Source organism: Phaeobacter sp. HS011, from assembly GCF_018101215.1.
Classification (GTDB): domain Bacteria; phylum Pseudomonadota; class Alphaproteobacteria; order Rhodobacterales; family Rhodobacteraceae; genus Phaeobacter; species Phaeobacter inhibens.
In genome coordinates this window covers 1-22,355 of record NZ_JAGEUF010000004.1, presented here as the reverse complement: position 1 = coordinate 22,355, position 22,355 = coordinate 1, and the positions used below count along the sequence as shown (strand labels likewise).

Genomic DNA, 22,355 nt, shown 5'->3' with positions numbered 1-22,355 from the left:
GCTTAGCTCGCCAACTCTGCCTGATGGGCCTTTGCCATGTCCATCATGCTGTTGAATTGGAAGTCATATTTCGGCATTTCGCCAGGGTTCATGGTGGCGCCAAAGCCCGACTTGTCGTGGCGGCGGTAGATCCAGCAATTTGACAGCCCGTATTTGTTGGCCGGTGCGTGGTCGTGGAACATGCTTTCAGCGGTGTGCAGAATTTCATGCTTCTGAATGCCCTGACGCGCGAGCATTTCAAGCATGTAGTCGAAATTGCGGTCGAACGGCTTATAGCTGCCAACGTCCTCGGCGGTGTAGACGCCGTCGAAATGCACACCAAGGCGGGTATTGGCCCCCGAGAAGGTAAGGTTATCGGTGTTGGTCAGAACCACCAGTTTGAAGTGTTTCTTCAGGTAGGTCAGAGCCTCGATTGTGTCGTCGAACGCGGGCCAGTGACGTGCGGAACGGCCATAGGCTTCGCATTCCTCCCAGGTGACCTCAACGTTCCATTCCTCAGCCAGGCGGCGGTACACTACGGGCAGCAGCTCGTAGTATTTCTTCGACGGCGTATAGCGCTGCGTTGTGCTTTCGTAAAAGGCATGCGCCTCAAGAATGTCGTCGCGCGACAGGCTGCGGCTCACCCGGTCTGTCAGGGGTTTCAAGCCGGTGACCATTCCGGTTTCCCAGTCGAGCAAGGTGCCATAGACGTCAAAGGTCAGTGCTTTGAAATCGCTCAGTTTCATGTCTTATCCTTTCAGATCCAGAAGGGTGTTCAGGGTCACACGGAGACGGGTTATCAGCAGATCCACCTCAGTCTCAGTGATGCAGATGGGCGGGGCAAGGCCGATCACGTCATCCGCAAAAGCGCGGAAAATAACGCCGTTCTCGTAACCTGCTTTGGCAAGGCGGGCGGCAACGTTCATTTCCTTGGCTGGTTTCGCCTTGGTGGATTTGTCAGTGACGATTTCCACAGCTGCCAGCAGTCCCTTGGCCCGGACATCACCGACCAGCGGATGATCCAGCAGGGTTTTCAGCTGTGCCTCGAAGTAGGCGCCAACCGTCTTCGAATTTTCGATCATACCGCCCTCGTAGAGCTTGATGACCTCGAGAGCGACAGCTGCGCTGACAGGATGCCCCGAATAGGTGAAACCATGCCCAAACGGCACGCCTTCCGGCGCGGCATCGGCAATGGTCTGATAGACGCCATCCGAAACAAACACCGCACCCATAGGCGCATAGCCCGAGGTCAGGCCTTTGGCGGTTGTCAGGAAGTCAGGCGTCAGCCCTTCGTGCTCGCAGCCAAACATCGGCCCGGTCCGGCCAAAGCCCGTGATGACTTCATCCACAATGAACAGGATGCCCAGTTCGCGGCAGGTGTCCTGCATAGCCTTGGCATAACCCTCCGGCGGTACGATCACACCACCTGAGCCCTGGACCAGTTCCATGATGAACGCAGCAGTGTTTTCAGCACCAAGCTCCGCAACTTTGGCCTTCAGGTTGGCGACGCCCTGCGCGATGATTTCTTCATCTGAGATTGCTTCGTTGCGATACGGATAGGGCGATGCAATGTGGTGCTGCCATTGCATCGGCAGGTCGAACTTGTCGTGAAACACCGGCAGCGCGGTCAGCCCGGCACCGTTTGAACTGGAGCCGTGGTAGCCCTTTTCCAGCGCGATGAAGTGCTTCTTGGAGCTTTCGCCACGGGCATTGAAGTAGTAGCGCACCATACGGATCACAGTGTCCACCGCATCCGAACCGCCCAGAGTGAAGAACACGTGGTCCAGATCGCCAGGAGACAACTCGGCGAGCTTGGCCGCCAATTCAATTGCCGGCTCGCTGCCAAAGTGGAAATACCCGGTTGCATAGGGCAAGCGCTGCATTTGCTCAGTGGCAGCGGCAACAACATTCTCGTGGCCGTATCCTGCGTTGACGCACCACAGACCTGCAAAGCCGTCGAGCAGTTCATTGCCCTCGGAGTCAGTCAGGAAGACACCCTGCCCCGATTGCATAACAGTTACACCCCGTTTTTCGTGGGCGCGGATTGGAACCACAGGATGGAAATAGTGGGCCCGGTCTTTTTCGATAAGAGAGTTGGATCGCATCGGTTTCTTTCCCGTATGAGCTTTCAATCGAGGGTAAGGGAAACTGCCGGAAGGAAAGTGCGTTTTGCAGCCGGGAACGGCATTTTCGGCCGTCGTTTTTCCTTTGACAGCATTTTATGCTGCACCTACCTGACTGACTTTGCCGGAATTAAAGTGGATCGTGCTCTGAGAAGCCAGTTTTGCAGCATATTCTGAAAGTATGGCGGGTCATCGCGCCATTGGCTTTGGAATGCCATGCCGCGAACGAGGCACATGAATTCATTCATCATGGCTTGCCGTATGTCTGCGCTACAGCCGAACGCCGCGAGCTCGACGTGCCAGACGTCATTGAGCGCCTCGTTGAATTTTTGGGATTCTGCAGCGACATAGGCCAGTTCTGTCTCATTCACGCGGGCTTCGGACAGGTAATCCATGGACACCTGAAAGATTCCGCTTTGGTATCTTTCCCAGATGTATTCGGTCAGGGCTTTCAGGCGGTTCTGGCCAGGTTGCAGTGTCCGGGTGAAACTGCGCAGCAGATCCGCCTCGCGGCAAAGCATCTCAGCATAGGCCGCCTGAATGAGGTCCTTGCGTGATGGGAAATGGTGCAGCATCGCTCCCCGCGACACGTTGGCCTGGCGGGCGATGTCTTGTGTTGACGTATGCGCCAGTCCCCGATCAACGATCAGGAACTGTGCTGCTTCCAATATCCGGGCCTGGGTCGCCGCGGATCTTTCGGCCTGTGTGCGCCGTGGCTTGCTGGATGCCGTCATGTCTTAGCCTGCCAGATAGGCTGGAAGCCAAAGCGCAATTTGCGGAAAGACGACCATCAGCAGCACGGCGAAACACATCAAAAGGAAGAAAGGTATCGCATAGACCGCCACCTTGTGGATCGGCACACCGGAGAAGCCCTGAATGACAAACAGATTAAATCCAACAGGCGGTGTCATCTGGCCCAGCTCGATCATTATCACCAGAAAAATACCGTACCAGATCGGGTCGAACCCAGCGGCGACGACGACAGGCAAAGTGATCGGCAGGCTCATCACGATGATCGAAATGCCATCCAGGAAAAACCCGAGCAGAATGTAGAAGATCGCCAGAGAAGCAATCAGCACATAAGGGGACAGGTCGAGAGCATCGATCGCTACGGCGATATTGCGCGGGATGTGCATGTAGCCGATGGCGGACGACAGAAAGGCTGCGCACATCAGGATTGAACAAACCATGCAGGAGGTTTTGAGCGCATTGATCAGCGACTCCGCCAGCATGGCGCGCGACAATTGCCGGCTGAATGCCGCGAAACAGAGCGCGGCAAAGACACCGATGGCTGCTGCTTCGGACGGCGTGGCCCATCCGGTGTAGATTGACCCAATAACCACAAGGATAAGGCTAAAAACCGGAGCAAGGTTGCCCAGAATAGCACTTGGCCGGGCGTCTTCCTTGCTGATTGCGTCCTTGGGTGCAAGTGCTGGTGTAATTGCGCATCTTGCGGCCAGATAGGCCGCATAAAATGCTGCGATCATGAGGCCGGGAACCACACCTGCGATGAACAGCTTTGCAATCGAGACCTCGGCCAGAACTCCGTAGATGATCAGGACAATAGAGGGGGGAATGAGAAGTCCAAGGCTGCCGGCACCAGCGAGGGAGCCAAGCGCAAGGCTTTGGGAATACCCGCGTTGGTTCAGTTCATTTGTGGTGATCCTGCCGACAGTGGCAGTTGTCGCGGCGCTGGACCCGGAAACGGCGGCAAAGAGAGCGGATCCCAAAACATTGGTATGCAGCAACCCTCCAGGAATTTTTGATACGAGCGGAGAGAGACCTTTGTAGAGCCGTTCGGAAATATCCGTCCGGAACATGATTTCTCCCATCCAGATGAACATTGGAACAGCGGCAAGTTCCCAGGAGGAGGCGCTTCGCACAATGATCCGGCTGGCAATCGCTCCGATCTTGTCAGGCGGGAAACCCATGAAGGCGAACAGCGAAACTGCCGCAGCGGTGGCGAGAGCAAGAAATACCCACATACCAGTCGCCAAAACAGCGAGCATCAGAATGAAAACGGCGAGTGCTGTTGTAACGGGGTCCATGATTAGCCCTCCTGTGTCTTTGGAATGAATGGGCGGATGGCAAGGGCCGATAACTGCAGCACCAGCAGGCAAGCGCCCGCAAAGACAATGGCATCCGGTATCCACAATGGGACTTCGGCTACGCTTTCGCTGACTGCGCCGCGCTTCCAGTTCTTGATCAAGTTGCGCCACAGGAATGTGCAGAAGTAGGCCCCCAGACCAGTTGCGCAGGCAGCCACGATGAATTCGGTCGCTTGCTTAATTCTGCGCGGGAGCCTGAGAGTAAGCAAGTTTACCTGGATCATGCCTCCGTCCCGCAGTGTCCAGGACAGCGATAAGAAGGTGATCGACAGAACCGCAAAGCCAATGAACTCATCCAGGACGTGGGTCGAGGTATCGAACAAAGTCCTCATGACGGTTTCCAGCAGGATGTGGGAAACGGCGTATATGAGAATGGCAGCCGCGCAAATCAGGGCACAATAGGACACAGCATCAATCGCACGCAGAAGAAGTCGCATGGTATTCTCCGGGATCGTCGGTGGCTTCAGGAGACGCCACCGACTTGTGGGGTGTTATTGAGCTTTCGCTGCATTGAAGGCGTCAATCAGGGCTTGCCCCCGGGCGCCAGTGGTCTCCAGCCAGTCCTTCAGAGCAGCTTCGCCGGCGGATTGCAGGGCGGTCCGGTAGGTGTCGTCGTCCGATGTGACCACCGTTACCTTGTTCTCGGCCAGCTGACCGTAGGTAGCGGCAAGACGATCCGGGATCGCAGCCCAGTTCTGGTCGCGGGTTTCGGCGGCTGCCTCGAGGACAGCAGCCTGCTGCTCTGCGCTGAGACTGTCGAAGGTGCTTTTCGAAATGTGGACGAAATTCAGAGGGATCGCATAGTTGTAGATCTCGGTGAACGTGGTGAAGTGTTCCCAGAAGCTGCCTGAAACCCCGCCCTCGGCAGATGTCAGGACCGCATCAATTGCGCCGGTCGAAATCGAAGGGACAACGTCGGCCCAGGACAAGCGAACCGCGGCTGCGCCGAGTTCGTTCAGAGCAGTGGTGCCGTTTTTGTCATAGGTGCGGATTTTCAGTCCCGCCAATGCATCGGTCGAGTTCTTCGCATCAGTGGCCCAGATGCCTGACGGTGGCCAGGGAGAGGCGTAGAGCAGGATCTGGTCGTTTTCTTCAAAGACCTTTTTGAACTCGGGTTCAGCCACCTTGTAGAGCAATTCGGCCTCTTCCACTGTGGTCACGAAGAAAGGCAGCGAAGAGATCAGGAACAGCGGATCAATGCCGCCAAGCGCGCCGCCGTAGGTGTCGGCGATTTCCAGGGCTCCCTCGCCGACGGCGTCAAAGTGATCAGCCGACTTGTAGCCCAAGGCACCGCCGTAATGGACCACGACCTCGACGGACCCGCCGGTCTTTTCGGCGACCAATGAGGCAAAGCGCGCATCGCCAACCCCATGGATGGACGTGGCCGAATACTCGTTGGAAAGGTTCAGGGTGACATCAGCCGCATTTACTGCGGCGCCGGTGACAGCGAACGAAAGTGCCGCCACGCTTGCGAGAAGCATGTGTTTCATTTTGGATTCTCCTTGTTGGTTTGGTTTTGATTTGGACGTCAGCTGCCCAGTGTCATTGACGCAATGTCATGAGGCATGTCGGTCAGCATCTCGTAACCGTCATTGGTGATCAGAACGGTGTCCGAGTGGCGGAACCCGCCCTGGCCGCGCCAGTAGATGCCTGGCTCGATGCTGATCACCATGTTCTCCTGCAGGACGTCGTCACTGCCTTCGGCAACCCAGGGGCCTTCGTGACCTCCCATGCCGATCCCATGGCCAGTGCGATGCAGGAGATTGTTCCCAAAGCCCTCGGCGCGAAGGAACTCCATCACCTTGTGGTCGACTTCGTGGCAGCTGACGCCTGGGCGCAAAGCTGCGAAGCCAATCTTTCCGGCTTCGACCATGGTGTTGAAAACTTCGGCATCTTCTTTGCGGGGAGAGGTCACAAAGAAGGTGCGTTCAGTTTCCGCGGAATAGCCATTCACACGCAGGAAAGAGAGACCGACATTCGGCCCTTCTATCAGGGTGTCCGAGGGCTCTGGAAAGCGGTGCGGCTGGGCACTGTAGGGTGCGGCCCAAATGCCCTGCCAGATGTTTGAAATATAGGGGTCTAGATAGCCTTCCTGTTGCGCGATCTCTTCGCGCAACAGGCTGTTTGCCTTGTCCGTGTCCGCGATGCGGCTACCGTGGCGGGCCAAATCCATTGCTAGCTTCAGGCCACGGTCGGAATATTTCGCGGCCTTGCGGATCGCCGCAATTTCATGCGGGCTTTTGACCATGCGGAGCTGTTCGACATAAGGCAGGACCCGGGGCGACCAGCTGGACAGCGCCACCATCAACTCACCGGTGATCGACATTTCGACGCCAATGTTTGCATCAGCGGACAGCACCGTTTGCAGCGCTTCGATATAGCTGCCCCCGGCCGGTGCGGGGTAGTCGATGTATTCGACGATCAGATGCGGCACGGCGATGGTCGCCATGTTCTCGGCTTCGATCCGGGGCGTCAGAAAGACCGGTTTTTGCCCGGGGCGGACAACAATGAAGAACGGGCGTTCAAAGGGTTCGTAGCGGAAACCAGTGAAGTAAAAGATGCTGTCTTTCGTCGAAATCAGAAAGGCGTCCAGGCCAGCATTTTTGACTTTTTCTTCGAGCGCAGAGAGGCGGTTTTGATGTTCGGGCATGGTCTTCCTCAACTAACAATCAGGATTGACTGTTTCTTAATTGAGGCCTTTTCCGCCCGGCGTTTTCTGCTTTTTTCGGCGGGTTTTCGGCAGGGAATGCCTTGGAGATGGGGGTTTGCGGCACGATCTGTTTTTGGCGTGGCAGGCAGGTAGAATCTGGCAATCACGCTGTGAAGTCAGTTCCCGAAAAACGATGAAAGCCGGCGGTTAAGCCGGCTCTCAAATAGTCTGTTCTGATGGTTCAGTGCCCGTACACTGTGCGGAAGAACTCATGCCAGCGATGCGACAACCATTGCTCCGATGACGGCGAGGCCAGCTGCAACAAACCCGAAAAGTTCCACCGTGTTCTTGAGGTCTTTGGTCATTTTCGTCTCCAGTGAATGATGTTGGCAAGCTCTGTTGTTGAGCTTGAGATAACTTTTAAGACACTGCTTTTGCTCAATAAACCACCAAGTCATCATCCCCGGTATGCCAGCTGCGCATGCCTTGAGAGAGTGAATTTCGCACCACTCTCCTTTGGCGGAATTTTGTGCTGCTGCGGCGTTGGCAGGAAGCAAATTCTGCTGCAGCTCTCCGTCAGGGGCGAATTCAAGTACTCCTGAACTCAAAAAAGCGTTTCCGGGAATCGCTGCCGTCAATGGCAGAGGTTTAAGGCGGAGAAGACAAACAGGCCGCACCTGCGAAGGTGCGGCCTGTTCTTTCTTCAAAACTCAGTTCGAGCTGCGGAAGAACCGGATTTTGGGATCACCCCAAAAGCAGCTCGGGCAACCAAAGAGCGATCTCCGGAACAAATGTCGTCAATGCCAGTGTCGGAAGCCAGGCAAAGATGATGAAGATCAGCGTCGGCAGCAGCATGCTGGAAACTGGTGTCTTGGTGATTTTCGCGCCGAGGTACAGCAAGGGGGCAGTAGGCGGTGTAATGTTCGCCATTCCAAGGTTGACCCCCAGCACAGCGGCAAAATGGATCGGGTCCATTCCGACACCCTGCACAATCGGCAGCAGGATCGGTGTCGACAGCAGCAGGCCGGAAATGTCGTCCATCAGCATACCGATCAGGATCATGACCAGGTTGACCATCAGCAGGATCACAATCGGGTTGTCTGACACAGAGTAGACCAGATCCTTTGCGATGTTCGGGATATCTTCAAAGATCAGGAACTTGCTGACAATCAGCACCATGAAGATCATCACCATGACGACGCCGATGATCACGCCTGAATCCGTCAGAGCCTCGACCAGCGTGCGCCAAGTCAGGCCGCGATAGACATAGATCGCCACCGGAACAGCATAGACCACGGCGACGCCAGCCGCTTCGGTTGGCGTCATGATCCCACCGTAGATCCCGCCAAGGATGATGAGCGGCATCAGCAAGGCCGGAAAGGCCAGGGTCGCCTTTTGCCGGAACGCCAGGCCAAAATCCTGCGGGCGCTCCAGCAGTTCAATGTCATCATATTTGCGCAGCATGAACTGGTTCACGACAATCAGCAGCGTGATCAGGATGAGCGCCGGAACAACGGTCGACAGAAAGCACTTGAGCACCGATTGCTGCGCCACCCAGCCATAGAGAATATGGTTTCCGCTGGGCGGGATCAGAAGGCCCAAGGGGCTTGCGCATACGATCAGCGCGGCCGATTGCCCTTCGGGGTAATTCGCGCGGCGAAGATGCGGCATCATGATGCTGCCGATACAGGTCAGCGTCGCATTGGCGGCACCGGAAATGGATCCGAAAATCCCGCAAGCCAGAACGGTTGCTGCGCTCAACCCGCCTTTCAGGTGGCCGATGAACAGTTCGGCAAGGCTGACAAGCGGAGCCGCGATTTTGCCGCGCTCCATGATTGTCCCGGCAATCATAAAGAGAGGGATCGCCAGCAGAACCAGGGAGCGCAGTTTCGTCGAACCCGACGGCAGGTAGCCCGAAACTTCGTGCCCTCCCATGGCCGCAAGGAAAAGAAGAACCGCACCAAATGCCACATAAACGCTAACACCCAGCAGCAGCATGCCGCAGATAATGACCAGACTGCCTGCAATGATCATTGATCAGCCTCCTCTTTCTTGTTCATGTCTTCGGCGTCCGTGTCGTCCCCGTAGTCAATTTCGATGCCTCTGATGTGCGCGTAGAGATACACTGCGGCAAAAATCGTCATGAAGAAGAAGCCAAGGAAGATTGAGACCCGCCAAGCGAAGTATGGGATCTTCAGGGCTGGGGTGGTTTTCCAGATCGGGTATTTGGCCAGTTCCTCGGCCAGCATCAGATACCCCCAGTAGAGAATGGCTGCGGTCACCACCAATTCAATTGTCAGCACGATCAGTCGGCGCCACCATCGCAGTCTGGGGTTTGTGATAATGATCCCTAGGATGTCTGCATTGATGTGGTGTCCGCGTTCGGAGGCCAAAGCTGATCCAGCAAAGAACCCCCAGAAACAGGCTGTCAGCAGCCATTCCTCATAGGCGAACAGATCACCGTTGAAGCCATATCTGATGATCACGACCAGAAAAAACGTGACTGACATCAGAAATCCGCTGAGGATCACGATCCAGCGCATCATCCTCAGGGAGCCCTGAAGAGGCGTTGCGATACCCTTTGGTAATATCTCGGCTATATGCGCCATAGATTTCCCCCTGTATGCATACACTTGGGCCGACCTGTGACGGCCGGCCCTTCTTGTGTTTTCAGTGTGTTAGTTCAGGCTGGACAGAAGGCGATCGATGTTATCCTTACCGACACTGTCTTCAAGCATGGGCCAGATTTCAGCACGAACCTTGCTGGCCATGGCCTCCTGCTCTTCCGGGGACAACTTCAGAATGGTGTAGCCGCTTTCGACCAGCTTCTGCTCGAAGACCGCATCGTTTTCACGGTTGTAAGCGAAGAAGTCATCCGAAGCCTTGGTGAAGGCCGCTTGCACGACTTCACGCTGCGCTTCGTTCAGCTCTTCCCAGGTCTTTTCCGAAACGTAGTAGGAAGTGTTCTCGGGGATCGAATTGTACTGGACGAAATGCGAACCCACGTCGCTCTTTGCAAAGATCGAGTAAGTTGCTGTCTTCGTGCAGCAGATTGCGCCATCAACAATGCCAGACTGGATTGCAGGGAAGATATCGCCCCAGGACATGGTGGTTGCCTGATAACCCAGCGTTTCGACCATCGACTTCACCACATTTGAGGACCAGACACGAATGTTCATGTTCTTGGCGTCGAAGTTGTTCCAGTTGGCCGGCTCTTCAGTGGCCACGATGCCGACAAAACCTTCGGGGTTCTGACCGAGCAGGCGGATGCCATGGTCAGAAAGGGTTTCCTGAATGATGGTGTTGAATTCGGAATCCAGGTCGCGCATGACAGAATTCATCTCGTCCCAGTCGCTCACGAGAAACGGCATGGATAGGATTTCAAGACGCGGGTCGGTGTCTGCATAAAGAAATGCAGCGGCAAAATCGATGTTCCCGCGGGCAACATCTTCCAGCAGTGCTTCGCCGGACCCAAGCTGGTTGGCCGGGAACACCGAAATCTTCAGGCCTACATCTGCGGCCTCAATGTCTGCTTTGACCTGTTCCATCATTTTGGAACCCTGGTGATCTACCGGGAAAACCCCGGCGAACTTCAGCCGCATATCGGCGGCAAATGCGGGCGCGGCAAGCTGCAATGCAACAGATCCAGCTGCCAGATATTTTAGGAATGTTCTCATCTTCAGTATCTCTCCTCATGACCGAAGGATGTCGTGGTCGAGGGTGCTCCCGCACGCGGCTTTCTTGTGCTCCGCTGTGAGAGCGTCAGCAGAGCGAACAAGGTCTGCAGCGGTTTGCGGGCGAGCTTGCCGAGACCACCGCCAACCAATCGCCTGTGTCAGCAGGGTCATAAAACTGTGCTGTTTCCGGCATCACCAAAGGTTCCCCTCCTCCTCTTTGGTTCAATCAGAGTAGGAGCACGGCAAATCCTGATTATGCTGAAGGCTGCAGTGAAACGGCAGAATCTGTGGGCTTAATCAGGTCCTTCAGTGCCATCTTTTGCGCTGCACCGCTTGCCGTCAGTTTGTCGATTCTAACGCTCATTTTTTACTTACGGCCTGCCTTTGGCGGGTTGCGGCTTGGTGCCTGCATCTCGTGATCTTGGCGGGACGTTCGTTCAGAGATCTATGAGACGGCAAACAGTTTGATGGCCCAAACTTCTGCCAAGGCGGCACAGAATGCCTTTTCCGGACAGGAAAACAAAATTTCATGAAGCGAGCGCCCATTACCATGCCGATCAAACACAAGAGGGTGCGTGATGACTCCATATGAACAAGTGCTGGCGGAGCTGCCGGCAGAGATCGTGGTGAACGACAAAGACATAATCAACGGTTACACAACTGACTTCCGGAAGAAGTATACCGGCGAAAGCCCCGCACTGCTGCGACCCCGTTCGACAGAGGAAGTGGCCTCAATTGTCAAACTTTGCAATCTGCACAGCGTCGCCCTTGTCCCGGTCGGCGGCAACACAGGATATTGCGGCGGCGCGACCCCGGACGAAAGCGGCCAGCAACTGCTGATCAGCTTGCAGCGCATGAACAAGATCCGGGAGATGGATGCCGACAACCTCTCGATCACTGTTGATGCGGGATGCATTCTCTCTGAGATCCATGAAGCGGCGGAACAGGAGAATTTGATGTTCCCCTTGTCGCTTGGCTCTCAGCAATCGTGCCAAATTGGCGGGAACATTTCGACAAATGCCGGAGGGGTTTCGGCAGTTCGCTACGGGATTACCCGGGACCTGGTTCTGGGCCTCGAGGTCGTGCTGCCGGATGGCCAAGTGCTCAGCAACCTGTCCCCGCTGCGGAAGGACAATCGAGGGTATGCGTTGCACCAGCTACTGATTGGCGCTGAAGGCTCGCTCGGTATCGTTACAGGAGCCTCTTTGCGTCTGTTTTTGCCCGCGGCGAGTCGCGTCACTGCCTTTCTGGCGATCAATGAGATCAGTGATTTGATGCCGCTCTTGGCAAAAGCTCAGCGGTATACAGGTGAGGCAGTCACGTCGTTTGAATACATCTCTGGTGCATCTCTCGACCTTCTCTTTGCCGGCAAACCTGAACTGCGCCGCCCCATTCAAACTTCTTCCGAACATTTTGTGCTGATCGAGGCCGCATCGTCCTCCCCGGTTCTGGGCCTCGACCAGGCCATTGAAGCGTTTTTTGAGGATGGAATGTCCGGCGAAACAATCGTGGACGGTGTCATTGCAACAAGCGAACAGCAAAGACAGGACTTTTGGAACCTGCGTGAACACATCCCCGAAGGTGAAGTGCTCAACGGCGGCTCAGTGAAGCATGATGTTTCTGTTCGTATCTCTGATATGGCCAGGTTCATTGAACTTGGCTCCGATCTCGTCCATCGGTACGGGCAAGGAGCCCGTCTTTCTGTTTACGGCCATGTTGGGGATGGCAATGTACACTTCAACGTGCTTGCCCCGGAAGGTGCCGAGTCTCCAGCCTACCTCGATGAAGTGAGTGCAGAGGTTTCTCCCTGCATTTATGACCTCGTCGCAAAACTCGACGGCTCATTCAGCGCTGAATACGGACTTGGGCAGGACAAGCTGTCGCTCGATCAAAGTTATGGAGATCCGCTCAAACGCCATCTCATGGATAAAATTAAGGACGTTCTTGATCCCAACAAGGTTATGAATCCCGGGAAAGTGGTGGGCAGCCAGATTTGCGACCTAAGTTGAAACCGCAGGGATGGTGCGAAGTATGCGCACCTTGGGTGCAGCTGGATTCGCAGATGGCACACGTGTTTGCATCAAGGCGATATTGCTGGATTGGGACCAGTTGTGAGTTGAGCCGAATGCGGTTCGATCAAGAGGTACCCAACTGAAAAGGAAATGCGTCCGCTATCCTTTCCCACCCTGCATCTCACCGTCTTCGTCAGAGTTCTGCCGACAAATCTGGAAGTCGGTATTCTTGACTGATGGTTGGCTGTAGAGAAGAAAAACTCTAGAAGGTTGGCCAAATCGCTATTTTCCAATGGAAAAACCGTGGCTTGACTCAGATGTAGGGGCTGAACAGCTAACGACCAGGAATTATTTCAAAATAATGTGTGGGACAAAGCGTGAAAGATCTTGAGTGATTTCGCTGGTATCTTCACGGATACACAGTCCGCAAGCAGTATCGCCAATGACCCAGGACCCGAGCATTGCATTGTCATCTCCAAAGCGGGCGGGCGGGCAGTAGGTCTGGAGAATGCTGCCTTCGCAGCCGTACCCACCTGGCGTGCTTAGGACATCTTGCCCTGGTCGGCGTAGCGTGACATTGGCACCTTCCCGGCTGAACAGTGGTTTGACCACATGGGGAGCATCTATCGCGTCCCGCGGCGCCTCGTCCTGAAACCAAGCAGGCAGCAGGTTCGGGTGGTCCGGGAACATTTCCCAAAGCAATGGCAAGATCGCCTTGTTCGACAGCAGCGCCTTCCAAGGCGGCTCTATCCAGCGGGTTGCCGCTGCGGGCAGGGCCGAGCCGTAGTCCTCGCGGAACATGTCCTCCCAAGGGTATAGCTTGAAGATCGCCTCGATGACTGTGTCCTTGCTGTCGGCAAACCGCCCCTGGCTATCCAGGCCGATATCCTGAATCGCCACGAATTCAGGAATCAGCCCAGCCTGGCGCGCGCAGTCCTCCAGATAGCTTACGGTTGCCCTGTCTTCTTCACTGCCGCGCACGCTGGCAAAATGCAGGTGATAGCCGGGCGCAAACATACAGCTCAGGCGGTCAATCAACTGGTCCTGAACAGAGTTGAACTGGTCAGAGTCTGCCGGCAGCGCTCCGGTCTCGATCTGCTGTTCCAGCCAGACCCATTGGAAAAAGCCCGTTTCATAAAGCGCGGTGGGCGTATCGGCGTTGAATTCCAGCATTTTTGCTGGACCTCTGCCATCATAGTGAAAATCGAACCTGCCGTAGAGTGACGGGTCGCCGCGTTGCCAGCTTTCGGAGATCCAACCGTGATAGGCTTCGGGGATCGCCATGCGGCGCATCAGGGCGGGGTCGGCCACAACTTCGGCAACCAGCGTCAAGCACATCCGCCATAGCCCTTCCGTCGGCTCCTCGATGTCCTCTTCGATCTGGCGGAGCGTGAAGACATAAGCCCGGCTTTCGTCCCAGTAGGGGACGCCATACATGGAATGAAAACCAAAGCCTAGAGATTCAGCCAGAGCACGCCAGCCTGGGCGCTCTGGCAACAGACGTCTTTCCATTCGAACTACAGCTTGGCCAGAATGGCCTGAACGTCATTCTTGGCCGGGTTCTCCAGCGCCTTGATCCGATCCTCAAGAGCTTCTCCGGAGATCTGCTGCGCGTCTTCCTCGGCTGCACTAAGTACTGCCTGCTGATGCGCCTGGCGTTGCTCCAGCCGTTCAAGACTGGCCATGGCATTGGACAGCCGCGCATTGGAGGAGCTGGCATTGACCGACGTTGCCTTCTGCGCCTCAAGCAGTGCCTCATTTGCCCTGGCGGCTTCGATCTTGCGCTGCAGCGTTTCGACACGGGACTGCGACTGCTTCAAGGCGTTGTCCATGCCTTCTTCGGTCTTTTGGTACTGGTCGGCCAGTGCCTGATCTGCCTCGACCTTGTCGCGCAGTTTCAGGACGCTTTCGATGATTTCCACCGCCAGCGCCTCGTCGCCCTGTTGTTTTGCGGTGCGGGCGGCTTCGGTACGCCGTTCGATCTCCGTCATCATCTCAGCGACGGATTTTTCTTTCATAATCTTGCTGGCCGTCATTCGGGCCTTCTCGTCGCGGGCCTTGCCAATGGCGTCTTTTGCCTCGCGCATTTCCTGGTCGAGGATCTTCAGAAGATTGGCGTCGACCACGGCTTCTGCCGCTTCGTTTGCTGAGCCCTTGATAGCGGTGACCAGTTTTCTCCAGACGCTCATGCCACATCCTCCTGGTTGATTGCGCGCGGGCCGATATCGCGGGCCAGCTCAAGTGCGCTGTCAGCGATGGCGTGGAATTCGGCAAGAATTTCCTTCAGCGGCGCTTGGCGGGAGATAGCGCCGAAAATCTCATAATATTCGCGTCCGCCGATTGAATCGATTGAAAGAGCACATAGCGGCAACAGCGACTTGTGGCTGCGCAGCATCATGGCTTCGAAACCGGCTGGGTCTTCCTGGGCGTCGCGCGGCCACAAGATGGCCGATGACAGGATCTGCTCTTCTCCGACGGAAACGTGCAGCAGGAAATCACCTGAATCCTCCAGCACCACCTCCAAGACATCCGCTCCATCGGCTGCGGCGCAGCGGATGCCGCTGCCTTGCCCGTTTTCCTCCAGCGCCGCCTTCAGCGATGCGACAGTCCAGTTTCTGCCCGTATCCGGCATAATATTCTCCACAAGGATAAAAAGCTGCAACTATTCGTAGTCCTTGGTCATGGCTGTTTCAAGCAGATGGAGTGCAAGATTTTGAATCCTTTATGGGAATTGACAACCTGATGGAGAGTCACCATGCTTTTCGCCACGATAATTGACGGCAAAGGCAATTTCAGGTGCCCATTCTTTACCGGCTTCTGGTCAAATTTTACCGGGAATTCCTTGAACTTAAGTGGTGGCTGCTTTGCCTGGCTGGGCTGGCTTTCTTTGCTATCTCGTGGTTGTTGTTCCACGTTGCAGGCGAGGAGGAATTAACCAGCAATTTCTCTGTATATGTATACTTTGCTGCCACAACGGCCTCGACAGTCGGCTACGGGGATTACTCGCCGCAAACAGAGGCTGGGCGGTTGGTTGCGGCCCTGTGGTTTTTCCCGGGCTCGCTGCTCATTTTCTCGGCTGCCTTAGGTTGGCTGGCGGGATCGATGGTGGAAAGGATCAGGCGGATGGCCGACGGCTATGGCAACTACGAAAACATGAAGGGCGCGACGGTGATTGTCGGCTACAACCGTGATCACACGCATCTCATGATTGAAAACCTGATTGCCGGGCAGGATGGCGATGACAAAATTGTTCTGCTGACCAAAAGTAGCGAAGCAGAGCTGGCGGAGGGAGTTTACCTAGTCAAGGCAGAGCGACTGGATGCGCTGGCGTCACTCAAACGTGCTGCCATTCGCCAGGCCAACAAAGTTCTGGTCTACGCAGGCTCTGACGCCGAAACTTTCAATACCTGTCTGGCGATCAGGGAGTTGAATGAAACCCTGCATATAGCCGCATTTTTTGATGATCGCGACACGGCCCGGCGGGCAGCTCAGATCGCCGGTCTGGAAGCCATCGTCTCCAATGCCTCCGAGGCATTGGTGCGCGCCGCCCAGGATCCCGGAGCGGGTAACATCCTTATGGCGTTGTCAGCTGCAAATGTCGGTGCCACAATCTATTCGGCAGCTGTGGGTGGCACCGTTTCCATCACAGCGCTGACCGCAGCTTTGGCAAACAATGACGCAAGTCTGATTGCCTTGTCGGGGCCAGGCGATTCCGATTACAGGTTCCTGCCGTTTCCGGAGCATTTGCATGTCGGTGGATCCTTTTATTATCTCTGTTCAGCGCGTTTGACAGCAAAGCAAATTTCCAAAGGGCTTGGTGATGTTCCGGTCATTGTTTAACCGCAAGAAAGCCAACAGCGTGCCGGAGGTGGCTGGGCTGACCATCGGCCGCAGCGTGACCATTGATCCGATCGAGCTGAAGCTGTTGGGCGTCGATACGCTGCTGGAGCCGCCTCAGACCGGATTTATGATTTGTGCGCAGGGGCACTGCGACCTCGGCGAGCAGTCGCATCTGCATCGTTTCTACACCGATGACGACCGATACCTGCTGCAGATCCAAGGCGGCGACGGGTATGAGGACGATCGGGTGGACGAGATCATGCTTTGGTATGCCTACGATGTGCAGTATCCGTCCCGCGACGCAGATTGGAATGATCTCACAACCCGACAGCGGCAGAGCCGGTTTGACTTGCAGGCCGAGACCAGCAGCGTGGCTTTCAAACGCGCCTGGTTCAGTCACTCCGACATGGTTGAAGACCCGATGACGTATTGGGAAGACGTGCGCGAAACCCGAGACAGTGCAGCGCCTTCCCGAATTTTCCAGACTGCGATGCTGTTCGGGCGCGGACTGAGCGACGGGCGCGACGAAATGCTTCTCGTCAATCTGGAGGAGCCGGAAGACGGCGAACGTTCGGCTTCGTTTCTCATTGGCCGGGTTCTGCCCCGGCATGCATTGATCACGTGATCCACAAAAGGACCTCACTATGACACTTCTGACAGCCACACTGGCTGGGCTCATTCCCTTCCTAATGTATTTTGCAACAGCCTTGATCTTGCTGATGCTCTTCATGGCGCTGTACATGCGTATGACCCCCAATGATGAGGTCGCACTGATCAAAGAAAATAACGCCGCTGCATCGGTAGTGTTGAGCGCGGCATTCATCGGTTTTTCGCTACCGTTGGCCAGCGCTGCTGCGAATTCGATCAACCTGATTGATTTCTTGATCTGGGGTGTCATCGCCGGGATTGCGCAGCTTGCCGTCTATCAGGTTTTCAAGCGTTTCTACCCCCTGATTTCCGAGCGCATTTCCCGCGGTGAGATTGCCGTCAGCATCAAGCTTGCAGGCATTTCGGTCACCGTTGGGCTGCTTAATGCAGCTTGCATCACCTACTGAAACGACAGGACAACGGGAGATCCCGCATGAAACGTTCAAGATCTGTGAAGCTCTTGACTATGGCGTCAGCTTCGCTCGCATTGACTGCCTGTCAGGAAGATTTCGATACTGAAGGGGAGCTGTACCGGACGGTGTCGGAGTGTTTTTCTTCAGAACATGTTCCTGATGGGGATTGCGCACCTTTGATCGACGAGGGAAAGCGGATTCATGAAACCACAGCACCCCGGTACAACAGTCGGCCCCTTTGTGAGGAACAAGGCACAGATTGTTCTTATGAGAAATCCGGAAACCAGGCATATTATTCGCCTGTTCCGATGGGATATTTGGTGACCGGAGCAATCGCCGGGGGCGTTGTTTCCGACTTTGTCCGTCCTGTTTACCGCGACAGGACCCGCAGGGGTTACTACTATTCCACAGGTGGTGGTTACGTTGGTTACTTGGGTGGCGGCCGGTATGGCACCACAAAAAAGAACATCCGGGCTTATAATCCCAAGGTGCAGCGGGCCGCCCCCAAGATCCAGACACGCACGACAGTGGCTTCCAGAGGCGGTTTCGGCTCCCGCAGCGGCTTTTCCTTTGGAAGCTGATTTGCTTGGATCGACGAGTTCGGTTGTTGTTATGTAAATCGCGTTTACGTTCGGCGGCACCCGTAGTTTGTAGCAGTTACTACACCGTTAGGCGTGTTTCGCAGCCAACCAATTGACATCAGAGGCATTGTCAGATGATGCCTGAAGCAATTGAGTGATTTTGTGAATTCAATTAGAAGCACGAGATGACGAAAATGTCTGGATGTAGATAACCCAGAACTAAAGCGGATGAATTCGTCCATGCGCTAAATCGTGATATGCTGGTCTGGCTTGCTGCCGACGCTTGGAAGCTGCAAGTGACAGATTTTCCCTTGTGAATGAATAAGGGCGCCGCAGCGCTTCGGGCTGCCCTACATTTCAATCGCGGGCAGCAAGTTCCGGCTGCCCGCGATGGTTCACTCGGGCTGGTGATGGCGCTGAGGCACAGGACGACGCTATCCTTTGTCGGCTTATGCCGCTCTGCGATTTGATCTGCATGAAACTCGCCTCATGATTGCACTTCGTGCAAATGGTGACCCGCGCGGCGGGCCTGTGTACAGCCGAGATGATCGACATGCGTACGCCGAATTCCTTGGTTCTGTATATTGAGGGAATCCCCGGTTGGCCTCTCAACATGGGCTTTCCCACAGCAAATCCTGTAGCGATTTACCATTCTGCCGCAGAATGTTGACGCAGAATCGCTCAAACGTTAAGAATCGGTTAATAAAACGCGGCTCGACCGCGATTTTCGGAGCAGCCGGGGGGTAATGTGGGCCGATGTTGAGCGTTAAAAAAGACAGTGAAACCCGAACAGAGGTCGCTGGTACCGGTGACCGTCCGGTGCGCTCGGTCCAGATTGATGGTGTTATTTCCTCGAGCAACAGTACGCTGCGCTCGCCTCAGGCGGGAAAATCCCGCGCCAAGGCAAATATTGCGGCGGTGGCCTCCGTTGCGCAGGATCGGACTGACATCAATCCGGATATCGATAAGGGGGCTGCCGGGTCCTTCAAAGCCGCAGACGGGAAGACTGGCGGGCGTAAGCCTGCTCTCGGCCGTCCCTTGGCCCGGGTGTCGCCGATCATGAAACTGGGGGCTGCGGCTGCGGTCCTGGGGTTCTTTGCCGTGGGTCTTGCAGTGCTACAGTTCGGACCTGATGAGACCGCCGATACAGCTGGTGATCAGCCGCGTGTAGCACGGTTGCTGACGCCTCAGGCGCTGGCAGGGTTGGATCCAAGTGCCACCCCCAGCGAGCGGGCCGCGGCTGAGGAACTGCTAACGGCTGCGGTCGAAACCGCCGCCCCGCTCAGCGCCGAAGATGCCATGGTCGCGCAGATGACCGCAGGAACGCTGGCGGCGCTGCGGCGTGGCAGCGCTGCGACACCATCTGCGGAAGCAGTCCAGCCCGCCACCCCGGCGTCGCAGGCCCATACCGCGCTGTATAGTCTGGTGTTGCGGGCCGTGGGGCAGGGACAATCGCCTGCCTATATCGATCAAATGGTAAATGATGCCTATCGCAGCGAGACCATCACCGTACCTGGGGCGCTGATCGGAGCGGATGGGCGCGTCGATACCGCAACCATTCTGGCGCTGTTCGTCGGTCAGTAACACCAGCTCCGGGCCGTTTCTGCTGCGCGCGCCCATGCTCTCGGTCGATGCGTGGTAGGCCGCCAAGAGACAAGTCTTCCAACCTTCCTAAGACAGAAGAGGCGGCGCCGATGATCGGCGCGAGGCGCCCGAGTTAAACCCAAGAGGGACATTATGAGAAAACACCTGATCGCGGCGCTTTGTTGCGTTACCGGCCTATTGGCCACACCCTTGGCCGCAGAGACCTGCGGCGGCACATATAAGGTGCGCCCCGGGGACAGCCTGTCGCTGATTGCTGACCGGCTCTACAAGGATGTGGGCATGTGGAGTGCCATCCACAGCCGCAACATCGACGCGATTGGCCCGCGCCCGGATGCGATCCGCGTCGGCATGGAACTGACCATGGCCTGCCTGAATGGCCTGCCGACAGGGCTGCCCGGCGGTAAGGCCGTTGCGGATGCGCAACCTGTGGTCGCGGCACCGGTCAAGGTGCAGCCGGGTACCGCCGCCGTACGCAGCAAGATCAACCTGCTGACCGGTGATGACTATGCGCCCTTCACCTCCAAGACCGCCCATAATGGCGGGCTGATCACCGAGGTGGTGAATGCAGCGATGACCGATGCCGCCCCGGCGCAGGGCTTTGCCATCCACTGGGTGGACGACTGGGCCTCCCATTTCGATCCGCTGCTGTCGAACGCGCTGCTGGATCTTGGCTTCCCCTGGTATCGCCCGGATTGCGACACCATGCCTGAGAGCTATCGCTGCGTGAACTTTCTGTTCTCGGACCCGATGTTTGAGACGCTGATGCTGCTGTTCGTGGATAAGTCACGCCCCTTCACCTTTGAGAGTGACGCCGACATCGAGGGTAAGACCCTCTGCCGTCCGGCTGGCTATCTGACCTTCGATCTGGATGGTTACGGTCGCCGCTGGATGGAGGAGAAAAAGATCACCCTGAAGCAGCCGCATAAGGTTGCCGATTGTTTCGAGATGGTCGCCAAAGGCGAGGCGGATGCCGTCGCGATCAATGAATTCACCGGGCGCAGCGTGATGAAAGAAAACGATCTGCTTGATCAGTTTGAGGTGCTGCCGTTGCCGCTTTCGGTGCTGGGTATCCATGTCGTGGTGCATAAAACCCATCCACAGGCCGATGAAATGCTGGCCATGATCAATACGGGTCTGCGCAACATCCGTGAGAATGGTCGTTATCAGGCCATTATCGAGGATCACATGGCCAGGATCTGGGCCGGCTTCTGAGGGAGGGCGCCATGCTGAAACATCTCGCAACGGCAGCCATTGCGTTGCTGCTGGCCATCGGCGTCGCACCACGCGCGGCGCAAGCCATCTGCAATGTCGATTACCGGGTTCAACCCGGCGACACACTCTTCTCGATCGCCGAAACCCATTATGGTGACCGTAGCCGCTGGACACTGATCTACTATAGCAACCAGCATGTGCTGGAGGGGCCGAGCGTTATTCCCGGTAAAACGCTGCACATCCCCTGCGCACAGCAGGCCACTGCCCCCGATGCCACGCCGCTCCGCAAGGATGATGCGGAGATGAAGTTGCTGACCGGCGGTGGCTTTGCCCCATTTACCGATCAGGCGCTGCCCGGTCAGGGGATGGTGACCGAACTGGTCAATGCCGCGCTGGAGCTGACTCCCGCGCCTGTATCCTATTCGATCACCTGGGAGCAGGATTGGTCGAAACATCTGTTCCCGATGCTGGATGAGAAGCAGTTCGACATGGGGTTTCCCTGGATGAAGCCGGATTGTGCGGCAAACCCAACAGATGAACGCTGCGTGAACTTCCATTTCTCGGAGCCGCTGATGACCATCCCGATCATGGTCTTCGTGCGGGCAGATGCGGCCTTCGCCTTTAACAGCGACACCGATATGTTGGGCAAGACTCTGTGCCGCCCTGAAGGGTACTACACCCATGACCTTGATCGCGGAGATCGCCGCTGGTTGAGCGAGGGCAAGCTGACGCTGGTTCAGGCAGCCGACCCCGGCGCCTGCTTCCGCAAGCTGATGGCGCGGGAGGTGGATGCGGTCTCACTGAACCTCTTTCTCGGCGCGAATACACTTATCTCCGAAGGGTTGCGTGATCAGGTGCTTCCTCTTGAACGCCCGCTCTCCGAAGAGGGCCTTCACGTGGTGATTTCCAAACGCCACTGGCGCGGCACCTCGCATCTCTATCGCATCAACGCAGGCCTGAAGGCGCTCAAGGCCGATGGCCGGTTTCAGGAAATCGTGTCGCGTCATCTGGAATTGTTCTGGGCCCAGCTCCAGTAATACCGGAAGATCCGCGCCTTGACGGGCAGGGTCTCCCGCCAGAACCGAACCTTTGGTCCTATTCTGTTGGGCCAGACGCCGCGCCCCTTCCCGGGGCGCGGCGTTTGCAGTCCGACGGCACGGCGCATTCTAATACAGCGGGGGTGGCAGTCTTTGTTGCGCGCCTTTCGCCGCTCTCGCCCATCTTCTTATATGTAGAGAGAGTTGGCTAAGACATATCTGGGGGCCATGGCCATTGGCTTCACCACGCAGACTAACCGGTGTTTTGCACTTTTTTTGGATTGTGACTCGTTTTGGATTTGGGTTGGTCTGTGGATATGTGGGTCGAGTCTGTGGGTAAGTGTGATTTGGATGTCTTTGCGGGGGAGTTCTGGCGGTGATGGGGTTGATTTCGGGTCAGGGGTGCTGACTTTGTTGTGGTTTAAGTCATTGATTTAATTGGATCACATGTTTTTCTCTCGGGAAACTTC

The 22,355-nt window shown here is 56.2% G+C and carries 22 protein-coding genes; 8 read left to right on the top strand and 14 right to left on the bottom strand.

Annotated features, from left to right (window positions below; translation table 11 throughout):
* Positions 1-2: 2 nt before the first annotated feature.
* From J4721_RS08420 to dctP, 11 genes are all read right to left on the bottom strand, one after another.
* A complete protein-coding gene (locus J4721_RS08420) occupies positions 3-725 on the bottom strand; it encodes a haloacid dehalogenase type II (RefSeq protein WP_211002624.1) in 723 nt (240 codons plus the stop codon).
* Between the two features lie 3 nt (positions 726-728).
* Positions 729-2,084 carry an aminotransferase class III-fold pyridoxal phosphate-dependent enzyme gene (locus J4721_RS08415; protein ID WP_211002625.1) on the bottom strand — a complete coding sequence of 452 codons (1,356 nt, stop codon included), beginning with the start codon at positions 2,082-2,084 and terminating at the stop codon, positions 729-731.
* A 125-nt stretch (positions 2,085-2,209) separates the two neighbouring features.
* Complete coding sequence (locus J4721_RS08410; RefSeq protein WP_076618343.1) at positions 2,210-2,836, bottom strand: TetR/AcrR family transcriptional regulator; 627 nt, start codon at positions 2,834-2,836, stop codon at positions 2,210-2,212.
* Positions 2,837-2,839: 3 nt separating this feature from the next.
* Positions 2,840-4,150: a TRAP transporter large permease gene (locus J4721_RS08405; protein ID WP_102914975.1), complete on the bottom strand. Its 1,311-nt coding sequence runs from the start codon at positions 4,148-4,150 to the stop codon at positions 2,840-2,842.
* A 2-nt stretch (positions 4,151-4,152) separates the two neighbouring features.
* The gene (locus J4721_RS08400; RefSeq protein ID WP_102875950.1) at positions 4,153-4,647 is read right to left on the bottom strand and encodes a TRAP transporter small permease; all 495 of its coding nucleotides are present in this window, start codon (positions 4,645-4,647) and stop codon (positions 4,153-4,155) included.
* A gap of 54 nt (positions 4,648-4,701) precedes the next feature.
* The gene (locus tag J4721_RS08395) at positions 4,702-5,700 is read right to left on the bottom strand and encodes a TRAP transporter substrate-binding protein (protein WP_014873176.1); all 999 of its coding nucleotides are present in this window, start codon (positions 5,698-5,700) and stop codon (positions 4,702-4,704) included.
* 38 nt (positions 5,701-5,738) lie between these two features.
* Entirely contained in the window at positions 5,739-6,860 is a 1,122-nt protein-coding gene (locus J4721_RS08390) for a Xaa-Pro peptidase family protein (protein ID WP_211002626.1), read from the bottom strand.
* Between the two features lie 269 nt (positions 6,861-7,129).
* The gene (locus tag J4721_RS08385) at positions 7,130-7,567 is read right to left on the bottom strand and encodes a hypothetical protein (protein WP_211002627.1); all 438 of its coding nucleotides are present in this window, start codon (positions 7,565-7,567) and stop codon (positions 7,130-7,132) included.
* Between the two features lie 37 nt (positions 7,568-7,604).
* Entirely contained in the window at positions 7,605-8,894 is a 1,290-nt protein-coding gene (locus tag J4721_RS08380; RefSeq protein ID WP_102914971.1) for a TRAP transporter large permease, read from the bottom strand.
* Complete coding sequence (locus J4721_RS08375) at positions 8,891-9,469, bottom strand: TRAP transporter small permease (protein WP_211002628.1); 579 nt, start codon at positions 9,467-9,469, stop codon at positions 8,891-8,893. Before J4721_RS08375 ends, J4721_RS08380 begins: the two co-directional genes overlap by 4 nt.
* A gap of 69 nt (positions 9,470-9,538) precedes the next feature.
* The gene (dctP, locus tag J4721_RS08370; RefSeq protein ID WP_211002629.1) at positions 9,539-10,537 is read right to left on the bottom strand and encodes a TRAP transporter substrate-binding protein DctP; all 999 of its coding nucleotides are present in this window, start codon (positions 10,535-10,537) and stop codon (positions 9,539-9,541) included.
* 578 nt (positions 10,538-11,115) lie between these two features.
* Here dctP and J4721_RS08365 point away from each other — a divergent pair.
* Positions 11,116-12,546 (top strand): FAD-binding oxidoreductase, encoded by a 1,431-nt coding sequence (locus J4721_RS08365; RefSeq protein WP_211002630.1) that lies wholly within the window; start codon positions 11,116-11,118, stop codon positions 12,544-12,546.
* Positions 12,547-12,897: 351 nt separating this feature from the next.
* Here J4721_RS08365 and J4721_RS08360 read toward each other — a convergent pair whose 3' ends face one another.
* From J4721_RS08360 to J4721_RS08350, 3 genes are read right to left on the bottom strand one after another with little or no spacing between them, the layout of a single operon-like run.
* Positions 12,898-14,061 (bottom strand): glutathionylspermidine synthase family protein, encoded by a 1,164-nt coding sequence (locus J4721_RS08360; protein ID WP_102853813.1) that lies wholly within the window; start codon positions 14,059-14,061, stop codon positions 12,898-12,900.
* Between the two features lie 5 nt (positions 14,062-14,066).
* Positions 14,067-14,738, bottom strand: a complete 672-nt coding sequence (locus tag J4721_RS08355; RefSeq protein ID WP_076618371.1) for a PspA/IM30 family protein — start codon at positions 14,736-14,738, stop codon at positions 14,067-14,069.
* Complete coding sequence (locus J4721_RS08350; RefSeq protein WP_102857706.1) at positions 14,735-15,181, bottom strand: DUF2170 family protein; 447 nt, start codon at positions 15,179-15,181, stop codon at positions 14,735-14,737. Before J4721_RS08350 ends, J4721_RS08355 begins: the two co-directional genes overlap by 4 nt.
* 164 nt (positions 15,182-15,345) lie before the next feature.
* Between J4721_RS08350 and J4721_RS08345 the strand changes: the two genes are divergently transcribed.
* From J4721_RS08345 to J4721_RS08315, 7 genes are all read left to right on the top strand, one after another.
* Positions 15,346-16,389 (top strand): ion channel, encoded by a 1,044-nt coding sequence (locus J4721_RS08345; RefSeq protein WP_014873185.1) that lies wholly within the window; start codon positions 15,346-15,348, stop codon positions 16,387-16,389.
* Entirely contained in the window at positions 16,370-17,014 is a 645-nt protein-coding gene (locus J4721_RS08340) for a DUF2491 family protein (protein ID WP_211002631.1), read from the top strand. Before J4721_RS08345 ends, J4721_RS08340 begins: the two co-directional genes overlap by 20 nt.
* Positions 17,015-17,033: 19 nt before the next feature.
* Entirely contained in the window at positions 17,034-17,444 is a 411-nt protein-coding gene (locus tag J4721_RS08335; RefSeq protein WP_076618379.1) for a DUF350 domain-containing protein, read from the top strand.
* A gap of 26 nt (positions 17,445-17,470) precedes the next feature.
* Positions 17,471-18,031, top strand: coding sequence for a DUF1190 domain-containing protein (locus J4721_RS08330; RefSeq protein WP_014873188.1), 561 nt, complete (start codon positions 17,471-17,473; stop codon positions 18,029-18,031).
* Between the two features lie 756 nt (positions 18,032-18,787).
* Positions 18,788-19,615 carry a hypothetical protein gene (locus J4721_RS08325; RefSeq protein ID WP_014878815.1) on the top strand — a complete coding sequence of 276 codons (828 nt, stop codon included), beginning with the start codon at positions 18,788-18,790 and terminating at the stop codon, positions 19,613-19,615.
* Between the two features lie 153 nt (positions 19,616-19,768).
* On the top strand, positions 19,769-20,848 hold the full coding sequence (locus tag J4721_RS08320) for a transporter substrate-binding domain-containing protein (RefSeq protein ID WP_014878816.1): 1,080 nt from the start codon (positions 19,769-19,771) through the stop codon (positions 20,846-20,848).
* 11 nt (positions 20,849-20,859) lie between these two features.
* Complete coding sequence (locus J4721_RS08315; RefSeq protein ID WP_076618387.1) at positions 20,860-21,885, top strand: transporter substrate-binding domain-containing protein; 1,026 nt, start codon at positions 20,860-20,862, stop codon at positions 21,883-21,885.
* Positions 21,886-22,355 lie beyond the last annotated feature (470 nt).

Bases quoted from the DNA above. Each gene is read 5' to 3' on its own strand.
- J4721_RS08420 (WP_211002624.1), bottom strand. From the start codon at position 725: ATGAAACTGAGCGATTTCAAAGCACTGACCTTTGACGTCTATGGCACC.
- J4721_RS08415 (WP_211002625.1), bottom strand. From the start codon at position 2,084: ATGCGATCCAACTCTCTTATCGAAAAAGACCGGGCCCACTATTTCCAT.
- J4721_RS08410 (WP_076618343.1), bottom strand. From the start codon at position 2,836: ATGACGGCATCCAGCAAGCCACGGCGCACACAGGCCGAAAGATCCGCG.
- J4721_RS08405 (WP_102914975.1), bottom strand. From the start codon at position 4,150: ATGGACCCCGTTACAACAGCACTCGCCGTTTTCATTCTGATGCTCGCT.
- J4721_RS08400 (WP_102875950.1), bottom strand. From the start codon at position 4,647: ATGCGACTTCTTCTGCGTGCGATTGATGCTGTGTCCTATTGTGCCCTG.
- J4721_RS08395 (WP_014873176.1), bottom strand. From the start codon at position 5,700: ATGAAACACATGCTTCTCGCAAGCGTGGCGGCACTTTCGTTCGCTGTC.
- J4721_RS08390 (WP_211002626.1), bottom strand. From the start codon at position 6,860: ATGCCCGAACATCAAAACCGCCTCTCTGCGCTCGAAGAAAAAGTCAAA.
- J4721_RS08380 (WP_102914971.1), bottom strand. From the start codon at position 8,894: ATGATCATTGCAGGCAGTCTGGTCATTATCTGCGGCATGCTGCTGCTG.
- J4721_RS08375 (WP_211002628.1), bottom strand. From the start codon at position 9,469: ATGGCGCATATAGCCGAGATATTACCAAAGGGTATCGCAACGCCTCTT.
- dctP (WP_211002629.1), bottom strand. From the start codon at position 10,537: ATGAGAACATTCCTAAAATATCTGGCAGCTGGATCTGTTGCATTGCAG.
- J4721_RS08365 (WP_211002630.1), top strand. From the start codon at position 11,116: ATGACTCCATATGAACAAGTGCTGGCGGAGCTGCCGGCAGAGATCGTG.
- J4721_RS08360 (WP_102853813.1), bottom strand. From the start codon at position 14,061: ATGGAAAGACGTCTGTTGCCAGAGCGCCCAGGCTGGCGTGCTCTGGCT.
- J4721_RS08355 (WP_076618371.1), bottom strand. From the start codon at position 14,738: ATGAGCGTCTGGAGAAAACTGGTCACCGCTATCAAGGGCTCAGCAAAC.
- J4721_RS08350 (WP_102857706.1), bottom strand. From the start codon at position 15,181: ATGCCGGATACGGGCAGAAACTGGACTGTCGCATCGCTGAAGGCGGCG.
- J4721_RS08340 (WP_211002631.1), top strand. From the start codon at position 16,370: ATGTTCCGGTCATTGTTTAACCGCAAGAAAGCCAACAGCGTGCCGGAG.
- J4721_RS08335 (WP_076618379.1), top strand. From the start codon at position 17,034: ATGACACTTCTGACAGCCACACTGGCTGGGCTCATTCCCTTCCTAATG.
- J4721_RS08330 (WP_014873188.1), top strand. From the start codon at position 17,471: ATGAAACGTTCAAGATCTGTGAAGCTCTTGACTATGGCGTCAGCTTCG.
- J4721_RS08325 (WP_014878815.1), top strand. From the start codon at position 18,788: ATGTTGAGCGTTAAAAAAGACAGTGAAACCCGAACAGAGGTCGCTGGT.
- J4721_RS08320 (WP_014878816.1), top strand. From the start codon at position 19,769: ATGAGAAAACACCTGATCGCGGCGCTTTGTTGCGTTACCGGCCTATTG.
- J4721_RS08315 (WP_076618387.1), top strand. From the start codon at position 20,860: ATGCTGAAACATCTCGCAACGGCAGCCATTGCGTTGCTGCTGGCCATC.